Origin of the sequence: Curtobacterium ammoniigenes NBRC 101786 (assembly GCF_001571045.1) — a bacterium.
Taxonomy (GTDB): Bacteria; Actinomycetota; Actinomycetes; order Actinomycetales; family Microbacteriaceae; genus Curtobacterium; species Curtobacterium ammoniigenes.
This window is the reverse complement of sequence record NZ_BCSV01000001.1, coordinates 699,749-722,785: the sequence shown is the minus strand read 5'-3', so window position 1 is coordinate 722,785 and position 23,037 is coordinate 699,749. Positions and strand designations below refer to the sequence as shown.

Annotated in this window: 27 protein-coding genes and 1 pseudogene; 9 read left to right on the top strand and 19 right to left on the bottom strand. The window is 67.2% G+C overall.

Going from position 1 to position 23,037, the window contains the following annotated elements; all coding sequences use genetic code 11:
* Positions 1 to 10 precede the first annotated feature (10 nt).
* The 10 genes from CAM01S_RS03220 to CAM01S_RS03180 form a co-directional block, all read right to left on the bottom strand.
* Positions 11 to 883 carry a universal stress protein gene (locus tag CAM01S_RS03220; RefSeq protein WP_066516332.1) on the bottom strand — a complete coding sequence of 291 codons (873 nt, stop codon included), beginning with the start codon at positions 881 to 883 and terminating at the stop codon, positions 11 to 13.
* The gene (locus tag CAM01S_RS03215) at positions 876 to 1,862 is read right to left on the bottom strand and encodes a hypothetical protein (protein ID WP_157071384.1); all 987 of its coding nucleotides are present in this window, start codon (positions 1,860 to 1,862) and stop codon (positions 876 to 878) included. The genes CAM01S_RS03220 and CAM01S_RS03215 overlap by 8 nt, the downstream gene beginning before the upstream one ends.
* A complete protein-coding gene (locus CAM01S_RS03210; RefSeq protein ID WP_066516323.1) occupies positions 1,859 to 2,503 on the bottom strand; it encodes a cytochrome b N-terminal domain-containing protein in 645 nt (214 codons plus the stop codon). Before CAM01S_RS03210 ends, CAM01S_RS03215 begins: the two co-directional genes overlap by 4 nt.
* Positions 2,500 to 2,670 carry a hypothetical protein gene (locus CAM01S_RS14555; RefSeq protein ID WP_157071383.1) on the bottom strand — a complete coding sequence of 57 codons (171 nt, stop codon included), beginning with the start codon at positions 2,668 to 2,670 and terminating at the stop codon, positions 2,500 to 2,502. Before CAM01S_RS14555 ends, CAM01S_RS03210 begins: the two co-directional genes overlap by 4 nt.
* A 137-nt stretch (positions 2,671 to 2,807) precedes the next feature.
* Complete coding sequence (locus tag CAM01S_RS03205; RefSeq protein WP_066516321.1) at positions 2,808 to 3,440, bottom strand: PH domain-containing protein; 633 nt, start codon at positions 3,438 to 3,440, stop codon at positions 2,808 to 2,810.
* Between the two features lie 42 nt (positions 3,441 to 3,482).
* The gene (locus CAM01S_RS03200; protein WP_066516316.1) at positions 3,483 to 3,872 is read right to left on the bottom strand and encodes a hypothetical protein; all 390 of its coding nucleotides are present in this window, start codon (positions 3,870 to 3,872) and stop codon (positions 3,483 to 3,485) included.
* Entirely contained in the window at positions 3,869 to 4,978 is a 1,110-nt protein-coding gene (locus CAM01S_RS03195) for a Brp/Blh family beta-carotene 15,15'-dioxygenase (protein ID WP_066516313.1), read from the bottom strand. The genes CAM01S_RS03200 and CAM01S_RS03195 overlap by 4 nt, the downstream gene beginning before the upstream one ends.
* Positions 4,975 to 6,297, bottom strand: coding sequence for a lycopene cyclase family protein (locus CAM01S_RS03190; protein WP_157071382.1), 1,323 nt, complete (start codon positions 6,295 to 6,297; stop codon positions 4,975 to 4,977). The genes CAM01S_RS03195 and CAM01S_RS03190 overlap by 4 nt, the downstream gene beginning before the upstream one ends.
* The gene (locus CAM01S_RS03185; protein WP_066516309.1) at positions 6,281 to 7,204 is read right to left on the bottom strand and encodes a bacteriorhodopsin; all 924 of its coding nucleotides are present in this window, start codon (positions 7,202 to 7,204) and stop codon (positions 6,281 to 6,283) included. Before CAM01S_RS03185 ends, CAM01S_RS03190 begins: the two co-directional genes overlap by 17 nt.
* Positions 7,205 to 7,362: 158 nt before the next feature.
* Positions 7,363 to 8,121, bottom strand: coding sequence for an SDR family NAD(P)-dependent oxidoreductase (locus CAM01S_RS03180; protein ID WP_066516297.1), 759 nt, complete (start codon positions 8,119 to 8,121; stop codon positions 7,363 to 7,365).
* 180 nt (positions 8,122 to 8,301) lie between these two features.
* Here CAM01S_RS03180 and CAM01S_RS03175 point away from each other — a divergent pair, with 180 nt between their 5' ends.
* Genes CAM01S_RS03175 through CAM01S_RS03160 form a run of 4 tightly spaced genes read left to right on the top strand, consistent with a single transcriptional unit; the run spans position 8,302 to position 11,251 of the window.
* Positions 8,302 to 9,192, top strand: a complete 891-nt coding sequence (locus CAM01S_RS03175) for a universal stress protein (protein WP_066516291.1) — start codon at positions 8,302 to 8,304, stop codon at positions 9,190 to 9,192.
* 3 nt (positions 9,193 to 9,195) lie between these two features.
* Positions 9,196 to 10,041, top strand: a complete 846-nt coding sequence (locus CAM01S_RS03170; protein WP_083527677.1) for a universal stress protein — start codon at positions 9,196 to 9,198, stop codon at positions 10,039 to 10,041.
* Between the two features lie 59 nt (positions 10,042 to 10,100).
* A complete protein-coding gene (locus tag CAM01S_RS03165; RefSeq protein WP_066516284.1) occupies positions 10,101 to 10,775 on the top strand; it encodes a BON domain-containing protein in 675 nt (224 codons plus the stop codon).
* Positions 10,772 to 11,251, top strand: a complete 480-nt coding sequence (locus tag CAM01S_RS03160) for a universal stress protein (protein ID WP_066516278.1) — start codon at positions 10,772 to 10,774, stop codon at positions 11,249 to 11,251. The genes CAM01S_RS03165 and CAM01S_RS03160 overlap by 4 nt, the downstream gene beginning before the upstream one ends.
* Positions 11,252 to 11,490: 239 nt before the next feature.
* On the opposite strand, the gene CAM01S_RS03155 is transcribed toward CAM01S_RS03160, so the two are convergent.
* On the bottom strand, positions 11,491 to 11,940 hold the full coding sequence (locus CAM01S_RS03155; protein WP_066516270.1) for an Hsp20/alpha crystallin family protein: 450 nt from the start codon (positions 11,938 to 11,940) through the stop codon (positions 11,491 to 11,493).
* Between the two features lie 124 nt (positions 11,941 to 12,064).
* Here CAM01S_RS03155 and CAM01S_RS03150 point away from each other — a divergent pair, with 124 nt between their 5' ends.
* Positions 12,065 to 12,586 carry a hypothetical protein gene (locus tag CAM01S_RS03150; RefSeq protein WP_066516268.1) on the top strand — a complete coding sequence of 174 codons (522 nt, stop codon included), beginning with the start codon at positions 12,065 to 12,067 and terminating at the stop codon, positions 12,584 to 12,586.
* Here CAM01S_RS03150 and CAM01S_RS03145 read toward each other — a convergent pair.
* From CAM01S_RS03145 to CAM01S_RS03135, 3 genes are all read right to left on the bottom strand, one after another.
* Positions 12,516 to 13,619, bottom strand: coding sequence for a fatty acid desaturase family protein (locus tag CAM01S_RS03145; RefSeq protein WP_083527676.1), 1,104 nt, complete (start codon positions 13,617 to 13,619; stop codon positions 12,516 to 12,518). The two genes, CAM01S_RS03150 and CAM01S_RS03145, sit on opposite strands and share 71 nt — an antisense overlap.
* 144 nt (positions 13,620 to 13,763) lie before the next feature.
* On the bottom strand, positions 13,764 to 14,474 hold the full coding sequence (locus tag CAM01S_RS03140; protein WP_169795820.1) for a biosynthetic peptidoglycan transglycosylase: 711 nt from the start codon (positions 14,472 to 14,474) through the stop codon (positions 13,764 to 13,766).
* Between the two features lie 257 nt (positions 14,475 to 14,731).
* Positions 14,732 to 15,226, bottom strand: coding sequence for a GNAT family N-acetyltransferase (locus CAM01S_RS03135; protein WP_245631516.1), 495 nt, complete (start codon positions 15,224 to 15,226; stop codon positions 14,732 to 14,734).
* Between the two features lie 171 nt (positions 15,227 to 15,397).
* On the opposite strand from CAM01S_RS03135, the gene CAM01S_RS03130 reads away from it, so the two are divergent.
* Positions 15,398 to 18,100 carry an ATP-binding cassette domain-containing protein gene (locus tag CAM01S_RS03130; protein WP_157071380.1) on the top strand — a complete coding sequence of 901 codons (2,703 nt, stop codon included), beginning with the start codon at positions 15,398 to 15,400 and terminating at the stop codon, positions 18,098 to 18,100.
* A gap of 7 nt (positions 18,101 to 18,107) precedes the next feature.
* On the opposite strand, the gene CAM01S_RS03125 is transcribed toward CAM01S_RS03130, so the two are convergent.
* On the bottom strand, positions 18,108 to 18,626 hold the full coding sequence (locus CAM01S_RS03125) for a hypothetical protein (protein WP_157071379.1): 519 nt from the start codon (positions 18,624 to 18,626) through the stop codon (positions 18,108 to 18,110).
* Between the two features lie 161 nt (positions 18,627 to 18,787).
* Here CAM01S_RS03125 and CAM01S_RS03120 point away from each other — a divergent pair, with 161 nt between their 5' ends.
* The gene (locus CAM01S_RS03120; RefSeq protein WP_066516251.1) at positions 18,788 to 19,093 is read left to right on the top strand and encodes a GNAT family N-acetyltransferase; all 306 of its coding nucleotides are present in this window, start codon (positions 18,788 to 18,790) and stop codon (positions 19,091 to 19,093) included.
* 69 nt (positions 19,094 to 19,162) lie between these two features.
* Here CAM01S_RS03120 and CAM01S_RS03115 read toward each other — a convergent pair whose 3' ends face one another.
* The gene (locus CAM01S_RS03115; RefSeq protein ID WP_066516247.1) at positions 19,163 to 19,381 is read right to left on the bottom strand and encodes a helix-turn-helix transcriptional regulator; all 219 of its coding nucleotides are present in this window, start codon (positions 19,379 to 19,381) and stop codon (positions 19,163 to 19,165) included.
* On the bottom strand, positions 19,381 to 19,797 hold the full coding sequence (locus CAM01S_RS03110) for a hypothetical protein (protein ID WP_157071378.1): 417 nt from the start codon (positions 19,795 to 19,797) through the stop codon (positions 19,381 to 19,383). The genes CAM01S_RS03115 and CAM01S_RS03110 overlap by 1 nt, the downstream gene beginning before the upstream one ends.
* A 156-nt stretch (positions 19,798 to 19,953) precedes the next feature.
* Here CAM01S_RS03110 and CAM01S_RS03105 point away from each other — a divergent pair, with 156 nt between their 5' ends.
* The gene (locus tag CAM01S_RS03105; protein WP_066516240.1) at positions 19,954 to 20,541 is read left to right on the top strand and encodes a DUF1349 domain-containing protein; all 588 of its coding nucleotides are present in this window, start codon (positions 19,954 to 19,956) and stop codon (positions 20,539 to 20,541) included.
* 155 nt (positions 20,542 to 20,696) lie between these two features.
* Here the strand turns inward: CAM01S_RS03105 and CAM01S_RS15255 are convergent.
* A pseudogene (locus CAM01S_RS15255) lies at positions 20,697 to 21,254 on the bottom strand (HAD family hydrolase); the annotation flags it as partial.
* A 53-nt stretch (positions 21,255 to 21,307) separates the two neighbouring features.
* On the bottom strand, positions 21,308 to 21,964 hold the full coding sequence (locus CAM01S_RS15035) for a hypothetical protein (protein WP_245631515.1): 657 nt from the start codon (positions 21,962 to 21,964) through the stop codon (positions 21,308 to 21,310).
* 80 nt (positions 21,965 to 22,044) lie between these two features.
* Between CAM01S_RS15035 and CAM01S_RS03090 the strand changes: the two genes are divergently transcribed.
* Entirely contained in the window at positions 22,045 to 23,025 is a 981-nt protein-coding gene (locus CAM01S_RS03090) for an SDR family NAD(P)-dependent oxidoreductase (RefSeq protein WP_083527673.1), read from the top strand.
* Positions 23,026 to 23,037 lie beyond the last annotated feature (12 nt).

The following is a 23,037-nucleotide window of genomic DNA, read 5'->3' as shown; positions in this document are numbered from 1 at the left end:
GCTCGGCTTCTCAGCGATCGCGGTCGGTCGCCCCATCCGGGATCCCATCGTGCTGCCGATCCGGTACCACGCAGAGCGGGTTCTTCGACGTGCGAAGCAGGTCTTGACCGACCGACCCCCGGGCGGCGCCGACCAGCGTCGTCCGGTGCCGCCGCCCGATGACGACGAGCGCGCCATCGCCGGGGACGCTCAGCACGCCTTCCGCCGGCGTGCTGTGCACGAGGTGGGGTGTGACCGCCGGATGCCCGTCGACGCGAGAGACGCGTTCGACGACTCGGTCGAGCGTCGCGCTCCCGGACTGCCCGTACACGGTGGGATCCTCCTGCATCAGCGCGGTCGTCGCTGGCCCGACGGGTGCCGGCTCGCGCCAGGAGTGCACGATGTGCAGCACGGATTCGCGACGCAGCGCCTCGTGCACGGCGAAGTCCACGACGTTCTGCGCGGTGTCCGCGTCGACCGCGAGCACCACGGCTCCGTTGCGCTGTCCAGACCAGTCGTCCGGCACGATCACGATGGGAACGGTCGCTCGTCCCGCGATGCGGTCCGGAAGCAGCCCGGTGAGCGTCGACTGGAGTCGCCGCCGCCGGTGGCTTCCGATGACGAGCAGGTCATCGTCGGCTGCGATCTGGGTGAGTCGGTCCGTGACGTCGCCGTAGTGGCTCTCGAGCTCGATCTCGGTTCCCGGAGCGGTGCGCTCGACGAGCCATTTCCCAGCGCCGAGGCGGTGCCGACTCCATGCCTCGTCGGGGTCGGTCTGGTCGATGACGTGCACGATCCGGATTCGGCAGGGATGCTCGAGTGCTCGTCCCGCCGCCCACCGGACGGCGACGATGCCGGCCTCCGAGTCGTCGAGTCCGACGGTGATGCGTTCTGGTTCATACATGGGATGCCTCCCGGATAGTCGTGACCGGCCTGTCCGGTCGGGCCTGGGTGCGCCAGATGACGCGGTGGAGCGGCACGAGGCGGGGAATGTCGCGAAGCCCCGGGATGAACGGCACCAGGAGCAGGAGAATGCTGCAGAGGCCGATGAGCCCGACCGCGACGATGTCCGCGTTCGACAGCGCTGCGATCGCGGGGATCTGGTACCAGAGGGAGAACAGCCACAGCCAGGCTTGGCCCGGGTAGTTCCCGGTCTCGTTCATCACACCCCACTGGTCTCCGGTGAGGTGGAGGCGCTGCGCGAGATCCGGGAACCAAGTCCCGTCACCGAGGAACAGCACGGTGCGTGTCGCGTCGAGTGAGGTCGGCCCCTGCTCGGCGCGGATGACGGCGTCGAGCGCTCCGGTCTTCGCCATTGCCTCGAGCGACGACGTGAGCGCCGGGACCGGACCTGCCCCAGCCGTCCGAGCCCTGAGCGGGTTGCCTCCCGGCGCCTTTGCAAGCGCTGCCGCATAGGTGCGCGTCCAGGCGCTCTGTTGGGAGGCTGTGGCTACGTTCCAGGTGCGCACGGCGGCTCCTACGCCTCCCGCCGTCTGCAGCGGGAGGATGACGAAATCGCGCGCGGTGTCGATCGGGATCCGAACGCCGGAGGCCTGTTGCGGGCTCAGTCCGGCGATCGTCTGTACCGATCCGCTGCCGGTTGTGTAGGGCGGCCCATACTGGGCGGTGTCCGAGGTTCCGCCGAGCTCGGCGGTCGCGGTTGCGACGAAGTCGGCCGGAGCGGCGGTGGCCCAGTCGCGGAGCGTGACGGCACGGTCGTCGGGCGAGCCGAGCAGCGCGGCGAGTCCGAGCACGAGGACACCGACCACGCTCACCCCGATCACGAGTTCCTTGAGGAGGTCGTATTCACGCACCGGACCGTGCCACGGTTCGCGGTCAATCGCGCGACCTCGGCGCATCCGGGGGCGTCGCTCGGCGCTCATCGTGCCTCCTCCGTCACTTGGATCGGCGCATCCGGAGTGTCGATCGGCGGGACCACGCCGTGCGCGCGGACGAGGAGGACGTGGAGCGCGACGATCGCGCCGACACCGAGCGGAAGCAGCACGATATGCCACATGAGCATCTGCCCGAGGTTCGCCACGTTGAACCACGCTCCGATCCCGACGGCGTTCAACGCGTCTTTCGCTTCGAAGGCGATCCACTGCGAGTCGAAGTTGGTCTGGAGGAGGTAGCCCGTGAATGCGGCTGCGATCGAGACGAAGAAGGCGATCGCGCCGGTGACCCAGGTCAGAGCCCGGGGACCGCGCCATGCCGCCATCCAGAACTTCGCCCAAAGGTGCACGACCATGGTGAAGAAGAACAGCTCGACGCTCCAGAGGTGGACGCTGTTCACGAAATGGCCGACCGCGCTGACGTGATACCAGGCGGGTCCGGCAAGGCTCAGGACGATCCCGGACAGGATCACGAACACAAGCGAGGCGATCGCCCCCATGCCGAAGACGTACACCCAGGATCGGACATAGGCCGGTTGCGTCGATGGCAGGAGCTTCTCGGGTGGCAGCTTGCGCAGGACCCACTGCCGAGCGCGGCCCGACCAGGACCGGTCGTCGATATCGGTGCTCATCGTCGGCTCCGACGGTGATCACCAGGGAAGGGAAGCACGATCGCCAGCGCGAACGCGATGAGCATCGCGATGATGACGATCAGGTTGCCGAGCTGGATGGTGAACGGTGCACTGCCGACGAAGACGCCGGGCGTCATGGTGTGGGCGACCAGGGCCGATGCGAGCATGGGGACCTCCTGGCACCGAACGCTAGAGCGGCGGCACTCGGGCTCCGGAGGGCCAAAAGTCCCGGCATCGCGGAGCGGCCGCGCAGCTCGAGTCCAGGTCGACCGAAGCGGCGCTCCCCCGGCGGAGCGCGCCTGCCTCAGACCGCGATGCAGACCACGGCAAGGACGACGAGCAGTCCGAGCACCGCCAACCGCTTGCGGTGCCAGGTGATGCTGATTCCGCTCGGTTCCGCGATGAGCGCGTTCACCGCGCCATATGCGCGCCAGGCCTGCTGGATCGCCGTCCGAATGGTGCTTGCGGTCGATCGTCCGCTCGGATCGATGCCCAGGATCGCGTCCATCTGCTGGCGGTTGTCGGCGCCGGCGATCTGCCAGGCAGCGATGTTTCCCATGCTCAGCTGCTGCTCTGCCCCGAGCACGGCCGTCGGCGGAGCGCCGTTGCCACCCGGCGCGGCCCACGCGGAGAAGCGCCCAGCGGCAGTGACGACGCTCAGCGAGATGCCCGCTTCGACGTCGACGACGGCGTTCCACGGGATGCGGACCGACCGTCCGACGTTATCGAGCGTCACCGCATCGTCGTCGATGCGCACGGCTGGCGCGCCGAAGAGCATCCACACGCCCCACGCCGCGACGAGGAACAGCGGCCCGTAGTGGAGCATCGCCGTCCAGTAGCCCTGCACCGCCATGGAGACGAGACCGATCGCGACCATGATCCAGATCGCCACGCACAGTCCAAGACTGCTCTTCGTTCGGAGCACGAGCGGCTGCATGGTCGGCATCCTGCCACCATCCCGCGCTTCGGGCGAATGGCGCTACTCGGTCGCGTCGCCCCGCCGTTGGTCGGCGTCCCGATCGCGCTCCCCTGCCGCCGGCTCGCCATCCTTCCGGTGCTGCATCACGATGCTTCGGGACGCGCCACGGAGCACGTCGCCCACCGGTCGCTGCTGCTCGATGGACACGGCCCCGGCGAGCCCGGCCGTGAGCGACGCACCGGAGGCGGCCAGCGTCTCGACGACCTCTTCCTGCCGTTCGGTCAGCGGCTCGTCGACGAGTTCATCGACGACCTCACGCAGGTTGTCCTCGCTGGCGACCACGGCCTCCATGTCTCCGGAGTGGAGCGCGGATGCCTCGCCGACGAGTGCGAGCCCCAGGTCGACGGCGTCCTGTTCGATGTCCGGCTCATGACGTTCTTGGTTGCTCACCGATCCGACCGTACACATCGGCTCCCGGCCGCGGTCAGGGGATGACCGACCGCTCCTGCCGGGGAGGAGACGCGCCTCCAGACGCGCTGGCGGCGGTCCATCCACGAGACGACGACCGCGTGGGGCGTCGTGAGCGCCGCGATAAGTACCAGATACACGCCAAGGTCTGCACGGCGGAGCAATGTCCCGAGCGCGATGAGCATCGCGACGGCGATTGCGGTGACTGGCCAGGCGTCGCGGAAGAACCGGAGCAGGGGACGACCGAGACGACCGGCGGCGATGTCGGCACGTCCCCGCACGGTGAGCAGCTCGAGGCGCAGGATGTGGCGCACCGAATGCCAGAGCGTGAAGTAGAGCCCGACCGCGAGCACAGGCGGAACCGCGGCGAAGAAGGCGACGAGGACAGCGGTCTCGGTCAGTCGCCGCCAGAGCGGCAGCCCCGCACGTGCATTGATGACCGCATCGATGGCGATGAGCACCACGACGAGCGCAACCGCGAGCGCCCGGACAAGCACGTCTGACAGCAGCGACGCATGGGGAGTCACGCCCGGTGCGACCGCCCGCACGGTCTGATCGAGCACGGCGCGATAGTCTGCGGGTCGCGCCGCGAGCGGGATGAGCATGGGGATCGAGCCACGCGCTGCGACCGTCAGGATCGCTGCGGCGCGACCGCCCCGCCCGTCGCCGAGCATCCGATCGATCCACAGGTCTCCCTGTCCCCAGTGGAACCACGTCAGCGCGATGAACGTCGCGAATGCCACGATCGGCGCCGTGGCCCAAAGCCCGGCGGTCACCGCGCCGAGGACGAGATAGAGGCCGCAAACCGCAGCGATACCGCGAACTCGATCCACACCCGCAACGCGAGCGGGCACGAGGTGGTCGAGCGCACCGTGCGGCAGACCGAAGACGAGAATGCTCACGGCGAACGGAACGACCTGCAGGGCGGCCGGCACCCGCCATCCGGCGAGCTCCAGCCCACCGACAATCACGGTCAAGATCGCAAACGTCACGGTGACCGGGCTCAGGATCCGGTTGGCGATGATCCCGGCGGTCGCGTCGCCTCCACCCGTTCTGGAGGCGCGCAGCACGTCCGGCACGGACGTCACGATGCCTCCCTGGTCGGTCCCGCCCGATGGATCCGGCGACGCGGCCCGAGCGGTCGCACCATGGCCCGTGCCCGCTCCCCGAGCAGACGAGCGGCCGCCCGCAGGAATGGCCGCTTCGGGAGGGCGAAGATGATGCGCAGCTCGTCGATGACTGAGGAGCGCTCTGAGAGGAACCGGACCACGGCCGGACCAGGGACCCCGCCGAACATGCGCGCGAAGGCATCCGGGGCTGCTGCCGGTTCGTCCCGAAGAAAGCGGAGGAAGACCGCGTCAAGCGTGCGCGTACGAGCGCTGTCCCGCATGAGCGGAACGGTCCGACCCCGACGGACCGCGGTGGCGACGCTGTGGGCATTTCGCCAGATCCGGGCAACGGCATAGCCGGTGCTCGGACGCGTGGAACCGCCGCGCACGCCGATCGAGAAGGCAAGCGCTTCATGCATTGCAGGAGCGTCGGTCATTGGAATGCAGCCGGCTTCTTCTCCGGTCACTTCCCACTCATCCGGACCGAGCGCCCAGCGCTTCTGAAGATAATGCGCAATGTCTTCGCGGAATGCGTGCGGGCGACGGCGTTCGAGTGCGAATATCGTGCTCTCGACCAGCGCGTGCGTTGCCGATATCGGGAGGACGTACATGAATTCGACCTGATCTTCGGACGATGATTCGCGGAAATCCATGAGGGTCACGGTCGACGGATCGAAGACGGGTCTCGTCGTCGATATCCATTGTCCAACAAAACGCTGATAGAGCACGACGCGACCGTTTTCCGGAGGCTGTCGGAAATCCGCTCCCCGTGCGTCAAGCACACAGGGAGCCTCGATGACCGCTCCGCCCGCTTCGACCGCCGTGCGCGCACCGGCGTCCCACACGGATCGCACGGAAGTGTCTGAGAGCACCCGGACCGCTCCGGTGCCCTCAGCGCGCCGTCGCATGGCCTGTCGATATGCCGACGCCGAAACCATCCGGTACGGATGGGCGGCATCCTGCGCGCTGACCGCGCGATCCGCCGTGCGGATCTCCCACCGGGTCCACGAGGTGCGCACCGCCTCTGGCGCAGGATTCGAGCCGTCGTCCCAGAAGCACCAGGTGCGCTCGTCGCGGTCAGCGCGAAGGGCATCGATGACAACGGTAGAGCGGTCGGGTGCCTGCTCCGCGATTGCCACAGCGCAGGCGAGACCGGCGCACCCGCCCCCGATGATGACCACGTCGGCGACTGGTCGCATCCCGCGCCGGCCGGCGTCCGGATCGACTCCGAACACCGGCGGCACCGGTCGGGACGTGGGGCGAATGCGCCGAGTGAGACCGTCAGCGACCGTCGACATGCGCGTCGGCGGTGGAACGTGCACGAGTCAGGAAGTGCGCGTCCGTGGCGGTCGTCGGCACGATCGCGCCAGACAGCTTCTCCGAGGAGATCCAGATGGATTCGGGGTGCGTGTCCTCGCCCGCGGTCACGTCCAGCGCGGATCGCACGGTGGCGACCTTGTGGATCAGCACACCGAAACCGACCTTCGCGACGATGTCGGCGACGGACAGGATGACCTGCATCCAGGTCGTCACCGCACCGCCGTGGCCCCATCCCTGCAGACCGAAGATGATCGGGTAGGCGAACCAGGTCACGAGCAACAGGATGCCGGCATTCCGGAGGCTCGCGGCCGCAGCGGTGCCTGCGAGGTCACGGCCAACCTTGACCATCACGTAGATGATGAGCACGTAGAGCAGCACCATGAAGATGCCCGAGATCCCACCCCAGACGCCCAGCGCAACAAGGCTCTGTCCGGAGTCGACGACGACGCCTCCAATGAACCCGGTCGAGATCATCAGGAAGGCCGCGGCGATTCCGACCGCACGGAGCCGACGGGCGGCACCCCCGACGATCGTCGCCACCGCGAGGAACTCGACGATGAGCAGCGGGACTGTCACCGTCCAGTCGAAGTAGCGCGGCGCCCACGAGAGCTCCGCGTTCGCATCGGGTACCCACATGCCGCCGCGCTGGTGATAGCCGATCGCGAATTCGACGACGAGCAGGAGGTACGAGAGAAAGGCGATCCCGGTGATCGTCATTCCCGCATACACGGATCCCCGGTAGCGGGTGGTCACCTCATTCCGCGAGACCCAGGACTTCGCAAAGAATGCGAAGAGCGCGAGCCCCGCGACCGAGAGGGAATAGACGATTATCGAATGCTCTGCCGGCGTGAGCGTCGCCAGCCAGGGCGCAACCGTTCCTGTCATTGTTTGCGATACCTTTCGAACGAGAGAGACGGCGCATTCGCCGCGCAGACGACGATTGCACCACAGCAACTTTCGTTCCCAGGCAATGGACGATCAGAGGGCAATTCCGGGGTACATCGGCCAATTCGCGAACAGTTGCGTGGCCGAAATGCGAAGCGCTACACAGTGGACCAGCCGCCGTCGCTCGGAAGCACGGCACCGTTCACGTTCGCGGCATCGTCGCTGAGGAGCCAGGTGATCGCCGCGGCGAGCTGTTCGGCAGAGGCGACAGGCGGAATCACCTGTTGGAGGATCGGACCGATTCGTGCAGCGGCGAACGTACTGCGCATGGGCGCCTCGATGTTCGTTGCCACCGGTCCGGGAGCCACCGCGTTCGCCCTGATTCCCGCGGGGCCGTAGAAGAACGCGACGCTTCGGGTGTACCCGACCAGCGCATGCTTCGACGTGGTGTACGCAGCGCCTGAAGCGGACGCGCGGAATGACGCTTCTGAAGCGACGTTCACGATGCTGCCCGCGCCTTGCTCGATCATGCGCGGGAGGACCGCGCGGGTCAGCCGCATCGGACCGGTGAGATTGACGGACAGCACGCGATCCCAGAGGGCGTCATCGACCTCCGCGGGAGGCATGAACGCGTCCATGATCCCGGCAACATTCGCCAGGAGGTCGATCGACCCGGTGGCGTGCAGCAAGAGCTCCTCAACCGTCTTGGTCTCGCTCACGTCGCCCGCGATGGTCGACAGTCTCCCGCTCTCAACCTCGGCCGACAGCGCGTCGAGCCGGTGCTGGTCGACGTCGTTCCCGATCACGGTCGCCCCCTCGGCGAGCAGACGGAGCACCGTCGCGCGCCCGATACCGGAGCCAGCGCCGGTGACGATCGCGGTCTTCCCGGCGAATCGGCCTTCGATATATGCAGTCATACGAGCCTCCTGGTCGTCGTTGCAGACGCTCGCGTGCTCGTCTCCCGTGCTCCAGGGCCCTTGGTCCCGGCGGCGGTGCCGCCAACCGGGACCAAGGGCCCTCCTCGCGAGCGTCGGGCCGACCTAGCGTCGCAGCGACGATTGCGGCGGGATCATCGCCGCCCGAACAAGGAGGCTCTGATGACCGGATATACCGTGGCGATCGACGACACACCGGCGGCGTGGAAAACGGTCGAATGGGTCGACGGTGCGCTGCGGCCCGGCGATCGCGTCCGCCTGCTGACGGTCAGCGAGTTCTACGGCGAGACATACACCCGCTCCGAAGGTCGACTGGACGCCGCAGAGCGCCGGCTCGCCGAGAGCCACCCGGACGTTGTCATCGCCCACGACATCGTCGGTGGCCCGACAGCCGACCGCCTCGTCCTCGACGGCAGCCGCGATGATGTCCTGGTGATCGGCAGCCAACAGGTCCATCGATTCACCGCAACCCTCGCCGGGCGTGTGGCCGAGCGGGTCGTCGCGCACTCGACGCGTCCGGTGCTCGTCGTGCCGGAGAACTGGGAGCGGACCGAGGGACCGGTGCTCGTCGGGGTAGACAGTGTGACCGCTGCGGCGGCGCTCGGCTTCGCGGCGGACCTCGCCGGCCGGTCGGGACGGGACCTCGTCCTCGTCCGGGCGTGGCGACCGATCTACGACTCACTCCCCTATTCCGGCGTCTACCTGGACGAAGACCGCGACCTGTGGGAGCACGAGGGTCGGCTCGAGCTCGATGCGGCGATTCGGGCGATCGGCAAAGCCCATCCGGATCTGCATGTGCGGGGAGCGCGACGCGAGGGAAGCATCGCGGACAGCCTCCTCCATGAGGCCGCGGCCGAGCACGCCGCGTTGATCGTCGTCGGTCGTCGTCATCACAGCGCACTCAGCGCCTTCCTCGGCGGTTCGGTCAGCGAGGAGATCATGCATCGAGGGCACACTCCCCTGTGCGTCGTCCCGCCGACCGCGGTCCCGGATGCTGCGACGCGGGTCATCGAGAACGCGGCAACCGCCGCACGTGTCTCCCGTACGGAGTAGCCGATGACGCACTCCAGGGGCCCCGGCGGGTTGGAACCCGAGCGGATCGTGGTCGGTATCGACGAGCACGACGCGAGCCTCCGCGCTGTCGACTGGGTGGAAGCGAGACGGCTCGCAGCGGGCAGTTCCGTGCTCCTCGTCACCGTGAGCGACACGCTGGGAACGGATCCCGTCGTCGAACGCGATCGCCTCGGGGCGGCGGCGTCTCGTCTTCGATCGGCGCACGAGGAGATACCGGTGCGCTTCACCACCCGGTACGGTGCGGCGGATCAGGAACTTCTCGCCGCCGCTGAGGGCGCCGACCTGCTCGTCATCGGCTCACGTCGCCTGCACCGGGTGCGGTCTGCGCTGGAGGGGTGGATGCCCGAGCGCATTCCGACGGTCAGCACGATCCCCGTTGTGGTCGTGCCAGAGGATTGGCAGCCCGCCGACGGCGACATCATCGTCGGTGTCGATCCCGAGACCGGCGACGGCGCGTTCCGATTCGCCGCTGAGGAGGCCCGACGCCAGCACCGACGACTCTGCCTCCTCCGCGCCTGGCGCATGCCCGTGAGCGCGGCGAGCGGAGCGCTGAATCCCGTGGAAGACCCGATGATGCACGCGAAGCGAAACCGCAGGCTTCTGACGGACACCGAGGAGCTCGTGCACCTTCGGTTCCCCGATCTCCCACACCGGACGTTGCTCGAGGAGGGCGATCCCGGCGAGCGCATCCTCGCCCATGCCGGATACGCAACGCTCGTCGTCATCGGCCGGCGGCACCGAACAACGCTCGGCGGCGTCTTCTTCGGCTCAACCGCGCACACACTCATCACCTCCACCAGCACGCCGGTGTGCGTCGTACCAGCGTGAGCACGGCCGAGGACGTTGGTCCCTGCCGCCGGTGCCACGAGCAGCGGACGGTTGGTTGCATGTCATCCACAACGCACATGCAGCACAGGACCGACGCCGCGATCAAAGACGACGTCGAACACGAACTCGAGTGGACGCCCGGCATCGTGGCGACCACGATCGGCGTCGCCGTGAGCGACGGCGTCGTCACTCTGACAGGCCGTGTCGCCGATCACACCGAGCGAGTTCAGGTCGGCCGAGCGGCGCTCCGCGTCGCAGGCGTGCGGGCGATCGCGGACGAACTCACCATCCACACTGGGACCGCCCCGCGCACCGACGGAGAAATCGCCAGCGCCGTGCGCGCTGCACTCGATGCCGATGGTGCGGTGCCCACGGCCGACATCCGGGTTGAAGTGAGCAATCGGGTGGTCATCCTTGAGGGAACCGTTCGCTGGTACTTCCAGCGGCTGGCGGCCATCCGGGATGCCGAACGCGTCGCCGGCGTGAGCTACGTGCTGAGCCGGATCGATCTGACGCCCCGGCCGAGCGCACCGGACACCGAACGGCGCATTCGTGAAGCGTTCGTGCGGAGCGCCGCACTCGACGCTGACCGGATCGACGTGAAGGTCGAAGGAACCGTCGTCACGCTGCAGGGACGCGTGCGGACCTGGGCCGAGCGGCGCGAGGCTGAGAACGCCGCCTGGCGTTCGCCACACGTCACCGACATCCGCAACGAGATCCTGGTCGAACCGTGACAGCTCGTCGTCGCCACGGCGGGCTGATCACAGTCGGATACGAGCCGAGCGCGGTTGGACGGGCGGCACTGCGGAGAGCCGCACAGCTGTCTCGACAGCTGGATACGCGCCTCCGGATCGTGGACATGGGAAGCGATGCGGATCGACTCGGACGGGATGTGCGAGCGGAGTTCTCCGGCCACGTCCCGGATTGGGTCGAGGTCGAGTCCGGAGTGGTCGATCCCGCGGCTGCGCTCGTCGCGTCGAGCGTCGAGGCTCGCGCGATCGTGATGGGGCGCGATCGCGAGGACACCGACGAATGGTTCCGTGCCGGCCCCCGCGCGCTCCGCTGCATCGCGGAGGCAGCCTGTCCGGTTCTGCTCATTCCGTTGGGGCCGATTGCCCCGCCCATCGCACAACGCACCGTGGACTCACGTGGAAAGGAGATTCGGCCATGGAACGCGAGTCGCCAGGAACACGCGCTGAGCGGAACGTGACGGCACCGACAGATCCGTGCCCGACCGTGCCACTCGACGTGCAGGCATTCCTCGACGCGCGGGCATCCGCTGCCGCGCGACCGGAACCGGGACGCGATGCCCCCGACGTGATCGAGTAAGCACCTCGTCGAGTACGCGCCTCGGACGTGGAGAACGGGACCTCGCCGTGTAGGCGGGGTCCCGTTCTTCGTCGCCGGGCTGTCTCCGGGGCGCGGAGGCCGCGAGCCGGAGACGAACTCCTAGGTCTCCGAGCCCGCAACGCCTTTCACCGGGCTGATCGTGATCTGCTTCGGCGTGGTCCGCTTCGGCATCGGTACCGTCACCGTCAACATGCCCGCGTCGAATGAGGCGCTGATCGCGTCGGGGTCGGCTCCCTGGGGCAGCATGACCGAGCGCGTGAACGTCGTGCTCGACTCGCGCACGATGTACTTCCGCTTGGCGTCCTCGGCCTGTTCGTGGCGGGAGGCCCGGATGGTGAGGGTGCCGTCATCGACGCTGACCGATACGTCCTCCTCGTTGAAGTTCGGCAGATGCGCCTCGACGACCATCGTGCCGTCATCGGTGGTGTAGATGTCGGTGGTGGGGGTCGCGATCCCGATGCTCGAGAGCAGCGGCGACCCCTCGAGGAACTCGTTCCGTATTGCGTCGAGTGAGGCAAACGGATCGAAGATGCTGAGTGCACGTGCCATGGCTGGCTCCTTCCCTTTTCGTGCAGCGACCGTACGGACGCGAGCGCTCGGAGGGCGAGGGCAGAAGGTCCTTCATGCCGCAGCCGCCCCGAGCGCAGAGTGGCTCCGACGAAACGGAGGCACGATGAGCGCCGTACTGACCGCACCGGTCGTCGAGTGGGCCGCGTGGCACCCGGAGTGGCGGACGGAGGTGATCGGGTGCGACGCACAGCTTGCGCTGCAGCGGTCCGTCGCGATGGGCAGCGGCGGTCCTCGTCGAAACGACGCCGATGAGCGGGCAACGGTCGAGATCGATCTCGACGAGGACTACCCGCTCGCCGCGGCGATCACATTCGTCGCGGCAGCGCTGATTGCTGGCGCTGCCGTGGATCTCGGCCTGCCGCAAGGAACGGATCGGATGATCCTCCGCTACGCGAACGAACTTTCCGCGTGCCTTCCTCAGGGAACGCTGACGGTTCGATGCGCTGATCGCCTGGTGGTCGGTGGTGCCGGTCGGTGCCTGTGGCTGTCGCACGGGACGGCGTCGTTGCTTGCGCCGGAGTCAACCGAGGGTGGCATGGCTCCTGCGCGAGCGGTCAGTGCAGTCGGAGCGACGCGACCATGGGGCAGACGAACGGGTCGCGGGCGGCGAGCCCGACACGGTTGAGGTACTGCACCACGATGCCGTAGGAGCGCAGCAATGATGTCTCCGTGTACGGGACACCGTGCTGTTCGCAGTGCGCCTTCACGAGCGCTTTCGCGTGTCGCAGGTTCGGGCGTGCCATGGACGGGAACAGGTGGTGTTCGGCCTGATGGTTGAGGCCGCCGAGCAGGTGGTCTGCCCAGAACCCACCGGTGATCCCGCGTGATGTGCGGACCTGGCGCGAGAAGAAGTCGATCCGCGCACCCTCGGCGATGACGGGCATGCCCTTGTGGTTCGGTGCGAACGCGCCGCCCATCATGATGCCGAACACGGCGAGCTGCACACCGACGAATGCGACGGCGATGCCGAACGGCATGAACGCGAACACCGCCCAGAAGTACAGGCCGAACCGCGCAAGGAGCAGCACGCCTTCAAACGCCCGCCCGCGGGCGGTTCCCTTGACATGCTCGCCGGTGACGACGGCGCGAACCGAGAGCCAGTGCAGGTTCGCGCCCTCGAGCGTCAGGAGGGGGAAGAACGCCCACCCCTGGACCCGGGTGAGCAGCCGCAGGAAGCCGCGGCGCTTGACCGCGTCCTCTTCGATGAACGACACGGTGTCCTGCTCGATGTCGGGGTCTTTGCCGATCGTGTTCGGGTTGCCGTGGTGGCGATTGTGCTTGTTCATCCACCAGGAATAGGACAGGCCGACGAAGAACACACCGACGATGCGTCCGGCCTCATCGTTCCAGCGGCGGGATGCAAAAATCTGGCGATGCGCAGCCTCGTGCGACAGGAACGCGAACTGGGTGAACACGATGCCGAGCACGCCGGCCGGGATGAGCGCGAACCATGAGTGGCCGAAGATGACCACGGTCGCCCAGGCGAGCACGGCGACGCCGACCAGAACGCCGAACACCGTCCAGTAGAAACCGACCCGCCGCTCCAGGAGGCCCGCGGCCTTCACCTGCGCGAGCAGGTCCTTATAGGTGGAGACCCCAGATCGCGCTTCGGCGGATCGGGGCTCGGTACGCCGGTACATGGTCGACGAGATGGCCATTCGGCTGCTTCCGTCTGGGAACAGCCCTTCGGCCGAACGAGGAGTGCCCGCGAGTGCGGTCCCGAGGAGTTTAAGCGCGGAGACTGCGCGCCGCGTGTGAACGGGGCCACTCACGGTTGGCGAGTCCGGGCCATCGGTGCGCTTTCAGGATGACTGCGTTGTTCCGGAGGTCACGAGATCGAGCGGGGCACGAAGGATGGCTGCCCCTTGTGTTGCGGACACCCTCCCCGTCCGTTCCAACCGGTCGATGACGTGCTCCTGCCGAGCACGCGCCGCATTCGGATGCACGAGCGGATCGTAGGCAGACGGGGCCTGCACGAGACCGGCCAGCATGGCTGCCTGCGGCCAACTGAGCAAGTCAGGCGTTCGGCCGAAATAGCCTCGGCTGGCGGCGCAGAGCCCCCAGTACCCGTGCCCGAAGTACACGGTGGACGCGTACATCGAGAGGATCTGCTGCTTGCTGAAATGCAGGTCCAGTTTGACGGCGAGCACAGCCTCCTGCGCTTTCAACGCGACCGTGTCCGAGCGGCCGCCGAAATAGAGCTGCTTCACCAGCTGCTGTTCGAGGGTTGCCGCGCCGCCGTCGCCCCCATGCAGGACCGCGTTGGCGGCAGCGCGCACGACGCTGATCGGGTCGATGCCGGGCGTCCAGAAATAGCGGGAGTCTTCTGTCGCCACGAGGGCATCCTGGAACTTCAACGGCACCGTGTCGCACGGCGGCGCGCCGTGCGCTCGCGCGTCGCCCGCGACCAGTGACGGGGCGTTCGTCACAGCGGGCGTGATGGCGAGCGCGACGAGCGCGAGCACGAGGACCCCGGCGACCACGCCAGCGAGTGCCACGGCAACGGGCGTCAAGGCGCGCCGGCCTCGCCGCCGCGGAGGTTGGCGCGCCACCACGGCCATAGCGCGCCGCCCCCGCCGCCGTTCCCGCATTGCGCGAGTCTAGGTGGTGGTGATCGGGACGCGCGCTCGGTACGTGCCCCGCGCCTCCCGGGCGGGGTAGAGCGGGAGCGCCGTCGATCGGCGTGCCGCTGCCGCGCGGGGTGGCACCGTCGACCGGGCTGGCCGGATGCCGCGGTCAATGAGTTGCCTGGGCTGCCCGGATGCCGCGGTCAACGAGGTGCGATCGCCTTGCACATCCGATAGTTCGTGAGTTCGACGCCCCCGCGCACAGGATGCTGCTCGCGAACAACACCGAAACCGACGTGCTCGAAGAACGGCCGTGCCGTGATGCTCACGTCGGCGGAGAGCGACGTCGCTTCCCCTGCGCATGCCCTGCGCTCGAGGAATGCAAGCAATGTCGATGCGATCCCGCGTCGCGTGAACCCGGGCGCGACGAACAGCATGTCGATGTAGCCGTCAGCGCTCACGTCGGAGAACCCGACGACGCGACCGTCCACCTCCGCAACGACGCTGCCCCGTGCCTGCATGGACGCGTCCCACTCGCGGAGGTCGCGCTGTCCGGGCCGCGCCCAAACGGCGAGCTGCTCGCGGGAGTAGTCGGCGGCGGCGGTCTGGAGGATCGCCTCCGTGAACACCGCGAGTGTCGCCTCCGCATCCGTGCTTGCGTACGGGCGGAGGATCACGGGCTGCGCTGGATACGCCACACAGTCCATCCAACCCCTTCGGTTTCCACGCTCGTGATCCCGCGATGCTCATCGTTCTCGGTGTGCGTCGCTCCTGGGAGGCCGACTTGCCAGCGCGCTCAGGTCGCCTTGCCGAGATCTTGGGGAGGCTTTGGTCAAGTAGCGCCAATGCGTCCTTCTTCTCACGCGCCCATGAGTCGATCGCTCCGCCCGGTGGAGACGGCGACAGCGGCCATCTTCACCGCGCTCGCTGTGGTTGTCGTCAGTATCGGTGCACTGCTCCCGCATCTCGGATTGTTGGAGCTGGTCGCGGTCGTGCCGTTCGGTGTGGTCGGCGCGCAACACCGGTTCCGCGCGGTGGTCGCCGCGGCGGTGGTCGGCGCTTTTCTCGCGTTTGTCGTTGCGGGCGGGACGGCCACGTTGGTCATCGTCGGCTGCGCGGTGCTTGGCGGAACATGCGGGGCGGTTCGGCGCCGTGGTCGCGGGCTTCCCACGATGGCGGCCATCTCGATCGCCTTGGCTCCCGCCGTTGCGGGTCTGGCAATCGGCGTGCTGTCGTTCTTCTCCGCTGCGCGTACGCTCTTCTTCACCTCGGTGCTGACGACGGTGCGAGGGTTGGTGCGCGCGGCCGAAGCAATTGGCTTCCCGGCGAGCGACGTTCGCTGGATTGACACGCAAGTCGCAACGGCGCTGCGCGCCTGGCCCCAGGTCGTGGTGATCGTGGTGCTTGTGGGAGTACCGCTCGGGATGCTCGCGACGGGGTCAGTGGTTGCCGCAGTTACCAATCGGCTCAGATGGATGTCCACCGACGACGCACTCGACCGGGGCGTCCAGAGCGAGAGCGACCTCGCAACCCCCTTCGCACCGGTTCCGGTTGAGCTGTGCGATGTGCGGTTCCGGCACAGCGGCTCTTCGCGCGCCGTGCTCAACGGGCTGCACCTTCGGGTGGAACCCGGCGAGTTGTTGATGATCGTCGGGAAGAACGGCACCGGAAAGTCGACACTCGCCGCGATACTCGCGGGTTCGCAGCCGTCCACGGGGACGGTCCGCCGAGCGGGCAGGGTTGGTCTCGGACGGACCGGCGGCACAGTCCTCCTGCCGCAGCGCGCCGAGACAACGGTGCTCGGGAGCTCGGTTCGCGAGGACGTGGTGTGGGGGCTCGACCCAGCCGATGTTGACGTTCCCGGCCTGCTTTCGCAGGTCGGCCTCACAGGCCTCGCAGACGCACCGACCGACACGCTCTCGGGCGGCCAGCTGCAACGGCTTGCCCTCGCCACAGCGATCGCCCGTCGGCCCGCGCTCTTGATCTCCGATGAGTCCACCGCAATGCTCGACCGAGATGGCCGGCAGGAGATGCTCGCCGTTCTGCACAGTCTGACCAGCGCCTTCGGCACAACTGTCGTGCACATCACCCACGATCTCGACGAGACCGTGTTCGCGCACCGGGTCGTGCGCCTCCACGCCGAGCGGGCGCACGACGTCGTCGGACCGAAGCGTCATGCGCATGCAGTCCCCGCCCGAGCCCCACGGGAGGCGATCGGGGCCATCCCGAGTGCGGCGTCGCGCAACCAGGCGCCCGGCGGCCAGCCGGTTCTTCGCGTGCAGGACGTCGCGGTGTCCTACGCGCGGCATACTCCGTGGGAAACGCCGGCTCTGGCGCCGGTGACATTCGACGTGAACCAAGGCGAGGGCGTCGCGATCACCGGGCCCAACGGGAGCGGTAAATCGACACTCGCCTGGGTGCTCGCCGGTCTCACCAAGCCAACATCGGGCAACGTCGACGCGGTCGCTCCCGTCGTCGTCTCGTTCCAGCACGCGCGCCTCCAGTTGCAACGCCCCACTGTGCAGGAGGACATCATCGCTGCGGCAGGGGCGTCCGCTCCCCGGGAGGATTGCGTCGATGCCTTCGTCGCCGCCGCGCTTCGCAGAGTCGGACTGCCGGAAACGCTCGCCCCGAGCAGCGTCGAGGCGCTCAGCGGAGGCCAGGCTCGCCGCGTCGTCATCGCTGGGCTCCTCGCCTCGACACCTCGGGTGCTCGTCCTGGATGAGCCGTTCGCCGGCCTTGACACGGAGGCGCGTGTGACGCTGGCCGAAGTGCTGACGACCCTCCGGAAACGCGATGGTCTGACGCTGGTCGTGATCACCCACGATCTCGAGGGTTTGGTGGACGCCTGCCCACGACGGATTGATCTCGAAAGGCCGGAGTCTCCCGTCCGCCCGGATCGGATCACGCCCCGAGCTCGTCGGCCACTCGTGTTCCAACCGCTTCCCGGAGCATCGCCGCTGCAGCGGGTGCCCGCGGCGCTCAAGCTCACAGCGCTCGTGCTCTTGACGGTCCTATCGCTCCTCCTCGCAAATTGGACGACCGCCATTGTCGTTGGCACGATCGTCGCCGCCGCCGCAGTCGCGGCTCGGATCCCAGCCGGCGCAATTCCTACTCCGTCGTGGTCGGTGATCTCAGTCATCGGAGTCACCGGCGGATTCGCGGTCATCGGCGGCGGATTCGCACAGTTCTCGCTGTCCGTCGTGCTGGCCGGGCTCTTTCTCGCCCTCACGCTGCTCGTCGTGTGGACGACACCGGCGGAGCGACTTCCACGAGCGTTCAGGCAGCTCTGCGCACCGCTCCGGCTCGTGGGCTTCCCCGTGGACGAGTGGTCCCTAACGCTTGCACTCGCTGTGCGTTCGCTGCCTGCGTTCCGCCAAGAAGTGCGAACCCTGGTCGCCGCGCGTCGCCTGCGGCGGAGCGAACTCCGACTCGGTCTCCGACTTGTCGGACGACTCGCGCGCGCGGTTGACCTCGTCGTCGCACTGCACGCGGTCGCCGCTCGGAGAGCCGTCGACCTTGGCCGTGCGCTGACGCTCCGACCGCCGACCGCGGACGCCGTCGCGAAGTGACGTGCCCTCAGTCCGCACTGCGAATGTCGGAGTGCGTGGCGGCGGCGAGCTTCGGCGCGACCAGCACCGCCGCTGTAGCGCGTGCGATCGCGACGAGCAGCAGCACCACGCCCGGTGACGTCACGAGCGACGCATTCCAGGAAGCAGCTGCGGGCTGCAGCGCAAGGCGTGCCGCGATGAATGCAAGCCACAATGCTCCGCCCCGCCACCCCGATCGTGTCCGAATCACTCGGCCGCGCCGGTCGGGCTGCGTAGCCCGAGACACCGTCGTCAGTGCGCCGAGCCCGAGACCGACGACGATCGCGATCAGCACTGCGACCGCGGTGAGGGCGAGGTCCGCCGGAACCACCCGCTGCACCGTCAGCGGCAGATAGATCACACCAACGATCGCGAGGATCAACGGCACTCCCCAGAGTCGCCGCCGGTCCATGTACTGCCCGCGGACCTCACGGACGATGAGCAGGACGAGCAGCGCCGCGATGATCGCGAACTCGGCAGACAAAATCAGGACAACAAGCATTGACACTCCGGGGAGGCTCGCAACAGGGAATCGAATTCGCAGCAGCCCGGTGCGAACTGCGCGTGCATTCCAGCGTTTCCGGCCTTCGGCTCATGGACCACCACCCCGGGTTGGGGATGCGGGTGGTGATCGGGACGGTGGCGGCAGCCGCTCGATAGCCTGCGGATGTGGATCTGCACGGGGCCATCGCTCGCGACAGTGAGGGCGGCGCAGTGGGACTGGTCCATTGGCTGACTCATCCAGCGACGCGGACTGACGGCGACTATTGCTACCTCGAGGACCTTTTCGTTCTGCCGAGTGCGCGTCGTTCCGGAGTGGGCGAAGCCCTGATCGACCACGTCCGGCGATGGGCTGTCGATCACGGCTGCGCAAAGGTGTATTGGCTCACCGCCGATTCGAACTCGACGGCACGCTCACTCTATGAACGAGTCGCGGCGCGGACCGGCTTCGTGCAGTACCAGATCCGTCTGTAGCGCCATGTCTGGGAGCGCTCGTCGTGAGCGCTTGTCGTCCTGTTGCGAACGCGTCATTCGGTCGACAACTCACTTCGGCATTCTGCTGTTGTCGGTCCGTGCAGGAAAGAACAGGCTTTCGATCGGGCTCTCAAGAAGTCCCGCGAGCCGAAATGCAAGCGGCAGCGACGGATCGTATTTGCCGGTTTCGATCGCAACAACCGTCTGTCGGGACACCGAAAGTCGTTCAGCGAGAGCGGCCTGTGTCCAACCCCGAGCCTCTCGCTCTGCGCGAATCCGGTTCTCCATCAGGAGATCGGCGCCTTCACCAGGACGTTCGTGAACTCCCACCCGAATATCCCGACGAGCGCGACCGGCCATCCGGACGACGGCACGGTGAGCCCGGCCTCATGCAATGCGCCAAGCGTGAGCGCAGTGAGCATCGATAGGGCGAATCCTGTCACCAAGCCGGGCAGCAGGAGCTGCCGTTGATACTCATCAAGCTGACGCGCGCGGAGCACGATGAGGCCGATCAGCCACGCCACACAGACGACAGGGAGGAGAAGCAAGGCGACGCGCCAGGCGCCGGCCCCTCGGGCCCACTGCTGCGCGGCGAGCACCGCGACGAGGTACGAAGCCGTCGCGCTCCACATCCACACTCGGAAGACACGCTGACGTCGGCGCTCCAGCGGGGTTTCCTGCTCTGAGTCAAGGTTCCTTGTCATGACTGGAAAGTACGCCAGGTGCCGACGGGTGTCAAGCGACGTTGACATCGGTTCCCGAAGCGACCAGGCCCAGGAGCTGCGAACGACACTGAGCACACTTCACTCGACCAGCGCGCGCTCGCGGCGTTGGATGAGCTGCGCCGATACGGTCAATCCATGGACGCTCTCGCCTGGAATTCCGGCTCGTGGACGAATCCGCCCGAGCGGATCGAGATCGCCGACGACGAGATGCTCGTCACGGCAGTGGAAGGCAGCGACGCCTGGCGGCTGACGTCGTATGGCTTTATTCACGACAGCGAACACGCGCTCCTTGCGCCGCTCGCGCAAGACACTGCGATGGAAGTCGCGTTCCGTTTGGACTTCTCGCACCAGTTCGATCAGGCGGGCATCTTTGTCGCGATCGACGAGGAGACGTGGATCAAAGCAGGAGTGGAGCGCAGCGACGGAGTGGATTGCATCGGCGCTGTCGTGACCAGGGGCTCCTCGGATTGGTCCCTTTCACCGGTTCCGGAATGGCACGGGCGAGTAGTCACCGTTCGAGCGAGCCGCTCCGGGAACGCACTGACCGTTCGAGCACGAGTCGATGACGAACCGTGGCGTTTGGTACGCGTCGCCCCGCTTGACCCCGACAAGCTGGTGACAGCCGGACCCATGTGCTGCGCGCCGACCCGGGCGGGCCTCCGCGTCCAGTTCGTGGGCTGGCGGATCGGTCGGGCGGACACGAGCCTGCACCCCGACGAGTGAAGCGGACGCTCTGAAACCAGAGCCGATGAGCGGCGCAGAGAGAGCCCGAGCCGTCTGAACACGTCGTCGAACCCCGTCGACTCCTCGGCATAGTGGTTTACCGTCACCGCCTGCATCCCGGCGGCTTCAGCACCAGCGATGTCTTGTTCGGGGTCATCCCCGACGAAGAGGCACTCCCCCGGCTCAACGCCGAGACGCCGTGCCAGTTCTCGGAAGGCCCGCTCATCGGGCTTCCAGGCTCCAATCGATTCGGCCGTGCACACGACATCGACCAAGCGCTGCAGCCCGGTCCGCCGCAGCTTGTCGAGCTGCTGTGCCTCACTTCCGTTCGTGAGGACACCTATACGAAGACCGTCCGCTGGGAGCGCGCGCAACAGGCCAACGGCACCTGGGAACAGCCTCCACGCACCGCGATAGGCGGTGAGGTAGCGATCGAACAAGTCATCGAGCGCGCCGTCATCGTGCGGGATCTCAAGAGCAAGGGCCGGAAGCATCGCCCGAAGCCGATAGCGGCGCTGCTCCTGGAAGCTCAACTCGCCCGCGCACCACTGCTGGAATCCGGCCTCCTCGGCGGCAAACCAAGCAGACCGGATCCGCCCCGACGGCTGGACACCGAGGCCACGAAGAAAGTCGTCGAGACCGTCGACTGCCGATCCATGATGATCGAACAGCGTCCCGTCAAGATCGAACCCGACCGCCCGAGTTTCCGGCACTCTCCAACCGCTGCTTCTGCTCAGCAGAACGACTGATCGTCTCGCGTGCGCCCTTAGCGGCGTTCTGTTCGGTACTCGACTCCCGGCGGGAGCAGCGTCGTTCCTTCGATGCTGAGGTTCCGAAACCGCGTGCCTTTGCGGGTGAAGAACGGTTCTCCCAGCGCGAGTTCCCCCCAGAAAGGAATGACGACCAAGCGCTGCGGTGGCGCCGGACGAGACAGACCGAGTTCACGACGCAGGTAATCCAGAAGATTCCATCCATACACGACGACATCGGTCTGCATCACCGAGAGGACCGGAACTCCGCTTGGCGCGTTTCCAGCGGGCAAGAATCGGTGGCCGAATACAGGGATGAGCTGGGGCACGGCCGCAAGGTTGCGGTCCACCGCGCGGGATCGCGACGTCTTCATCAACGGGTATCGGCCCCATGATCGTGGCCAGAACCCGTTGTACTCGACGTCCCAGCGAACTCCGTCGAACGGCCAATCCAAGCGACGTCGCAAATCCGCGTACGTGCCGTTCCTCCAGTTAGGAAATCCGTCTCCGATCGGCAGGACTCGACTCAACAGGGCGCGGTGATCGGGGCTGAACTGGATTGACAGACGTTCCTCGATAGCGCGAAATTCCATCTGATCGAGGCCTGGCTCAAGAGCAACCCCGCCTTCACGTAATGCGGCGACGGCCGCATCGATGATGCTGTCATCCGTCATTCGCTCGAGCCTCCGACTCAACTCTTCGTATGGGCGCAGCCTAGGGCACCCGCACAGCGTTGATCGACCTTTCGACCGTCATGCGCTGGCCACTTCGAAGCCGACGAACTCGTCGGTTTCGGAGGCGCTCGCCCGCGATCGCTCATATTCGGATATGGTCGTGCGAAGGATCATGGCACGAAGTGTCATCACGATGGGTGGGTGTGGCCATGGAGACGAGACGTCTCGACGGGTACGTTGCAGTGATATCGGGGGGATCCTCCGGAGTCGGACTCGCGGCAGCGAAAGGACTCTCGAGACTTGGAGCCCGGACGATCCTGCTTTCCAGGAGCGACAGTCGGGGTCGCAGCGCGGCGGCAGCGGTGCGCGCAGCCACCCCCGGTGCGGACGTGAGTTCGATGGTGGTGGACCTGACCGCTCCTGCGGATGTCCGCCGGCTCGCGAGCGACCTCAGCGACCTCGATGCGATCGACGTCCTCGTCAACGGGGCCGGCTCGGTTGGCGAGCCCGGATGCATCGCCGCGGACATTCCGCGGAGTTTCGCAACGAACTACCTCTCGCACTATCTCTTGACCAGAGAGTTGCTTCCGCTGCTCAATCGATCGACCGACCCACGTGTCCTCACGGTTGGTGCGGCTCCCGCCCTGATGCGCCGAATCGGCCCAGTCGAACTCGACCGCGTTACCCCGGACGCCAACGCCTTCGGCGTCATTACTCAGGCGCTCGCCTGGAAGATGCTCATGTCGATGGGTCTCAACGAGAATTCGGGAGCTCATATTCTCGCCCGGGTGTTCCATCCGGGCCTCGTGCGATCGAACCTGCTCGCCGGGCGCGGAACTGCGCTCCGGCTCGGCGGCACCTTCGCGAACCTGTTCGCGAGCAGCCTTTGTCCCGTTATCGACACACTCGCGTCAGCTCCCCGAGTGCACATTCCGGGAACGGTCATCATCGACAACCGAGGACGACCGGTGCGCGAACCCGAGTTCGTCATGCCGGACAACGCCGCCCGCGTCTGGAACGCAAGCGGGCAACTTGCCGACTCGTTGGACAAGAGCGCGTGAGCGTAACCGCGC

Coding starts and splice junctions, on each gene's coding strand:
- CAM01S_RS03220 (WP_066516332.1), bottom strand. CDS start 883: ATGTATGAACCAGAACGCATCACCGTCGGACTCGACGACTCGGAGGCC.
- CAM01S_RS03215 (WP_157071384.1), bottom strand. CDS start 1,862: ATGAGCGCCGAGCGACGCCCCCGGATGCGCCGAGGTCGCGCGATTGAC.
- CAM01S_RS03210 (WP_066516323.1), bottom strand. CDS start 2,503: ATGAGCACCGATATCGACGACCGGTCCTGGTCGGGCCGCGCTCGGCAG.
- CAM01S_RS14555 (WP_157071383.1), bottom strand. CDS start 2,670: ATGCTCGCATCGGCCCTGGTCGCCCACACCATGACGCCCGGCGTCTTC.
- CAM01S_RS03205 (WP_066516321.1), bottom strand. CDS start 3,440: ATGCAGCCGCTCGTGCTCCGAACGAAGAGCAGTCTTGGACTGTGCGTG.
- CAM01S_RS03190 (WP_157071382.1), bottom strand. CDS start 6,297: ATGTCGACGGTCGCTGACGGTCTCACTCGGCGCATTCGCCCCACGTCC.
- CAM01S_RS03185 (WP_066516309.1), bottom strand. CDS start 7,204: ATGACAGGAACGGTTGCGCCCTGGCTGGCGACGCTCACGCCGGCAGAG.
- CAM01S_RS03180 (WP_066516297.1), bottom strand. CDS start 8,121: ATGACTGCATATATCGAAGGCCGATTCGCCGGGAAGACCGCGATCGTC.
- CAM01S_RS03175 (WP_066516291.1), top strand. CDS start 8,302: ATGACCGGATATACCGTGGCGATCGACGACACACCGGCGGCGTGGAAA.
- CAM01S_RS03170 (WP_083527677.1), top strand. CDS start 9,196: ATGACGCACTCCAGGGGCCCCGGCGGGTTGGAACCCGAGCGGATCGTG.
- CAM01S_RS03165 (WP_066516284.1), top strand. CDS start 10,101: ATGTCATCCACAACGCACATGCAGCACAGGACCGACGCCGCGATCAAA.
- CAM01S_RS03155 (WP_066516270.1), bottom strand. CDS start 11,940: ATGGCACGTGCACTCAGCATCTTCGATCCGTTTGCCTCACTCGACGCA.
- CAM01S_RS03150 (WP_066516268.1), top strand. CDS start 12,065: ATGAGCGCCGTACTGACCGCACCGGTCGTCGAGTGGGCCGCGTGGCAC.
- CAM01S_RS03145 (WP_083527676.1), bottom strand. CDS start 13,619: ATGGCCATCTCGTCGACCATGTACCGGCGTACCGAGCCCCGATCCGCC.
- CAM01S_RS03130 (WP_157071380.1), top strand. CDS start 15,398: ATGAGTCGATCGCTCCGCCCGGTGGAGACGGCGACAGCGGCCATCTTC.
- CAM01S_RS03115 (WP_066516247.1), bottom strand. CDS start 19,381: ATGGAGAACCGGATTCGCGCAGAGCGAGAGGCTCGGGGTTGGACACAG.
- CAM01S_RS03110 (WP_157071378.1), bottom strand. CDS start 19,797: ATGACAAGGAACCTTGACTCAGAGCAGGAAACCCCGCTGGAGCGCCGA.
- CAM01S_RS03105 (WP_066516240.1), top strand. CDS start 19,954: ATGGACGCTCTCGCCTGGAATTCCGGCTCGTGGACGAATCCGCCCGAG.
- CAM01S_RS15035 (WP_245631515.1), bottom strand. CDS start 21,964: ATGACGGATGACAGCATCATCGATGCGGCCGTCGCCGCATTACGTGAA.
- CAM01S_RS03090 (WP_083527673.1), top strand. CDS start 22,045: ATGCGCTGGCCACTTCGAAGCCGACGAACTCGTCGGTTTCGGAGGCGC.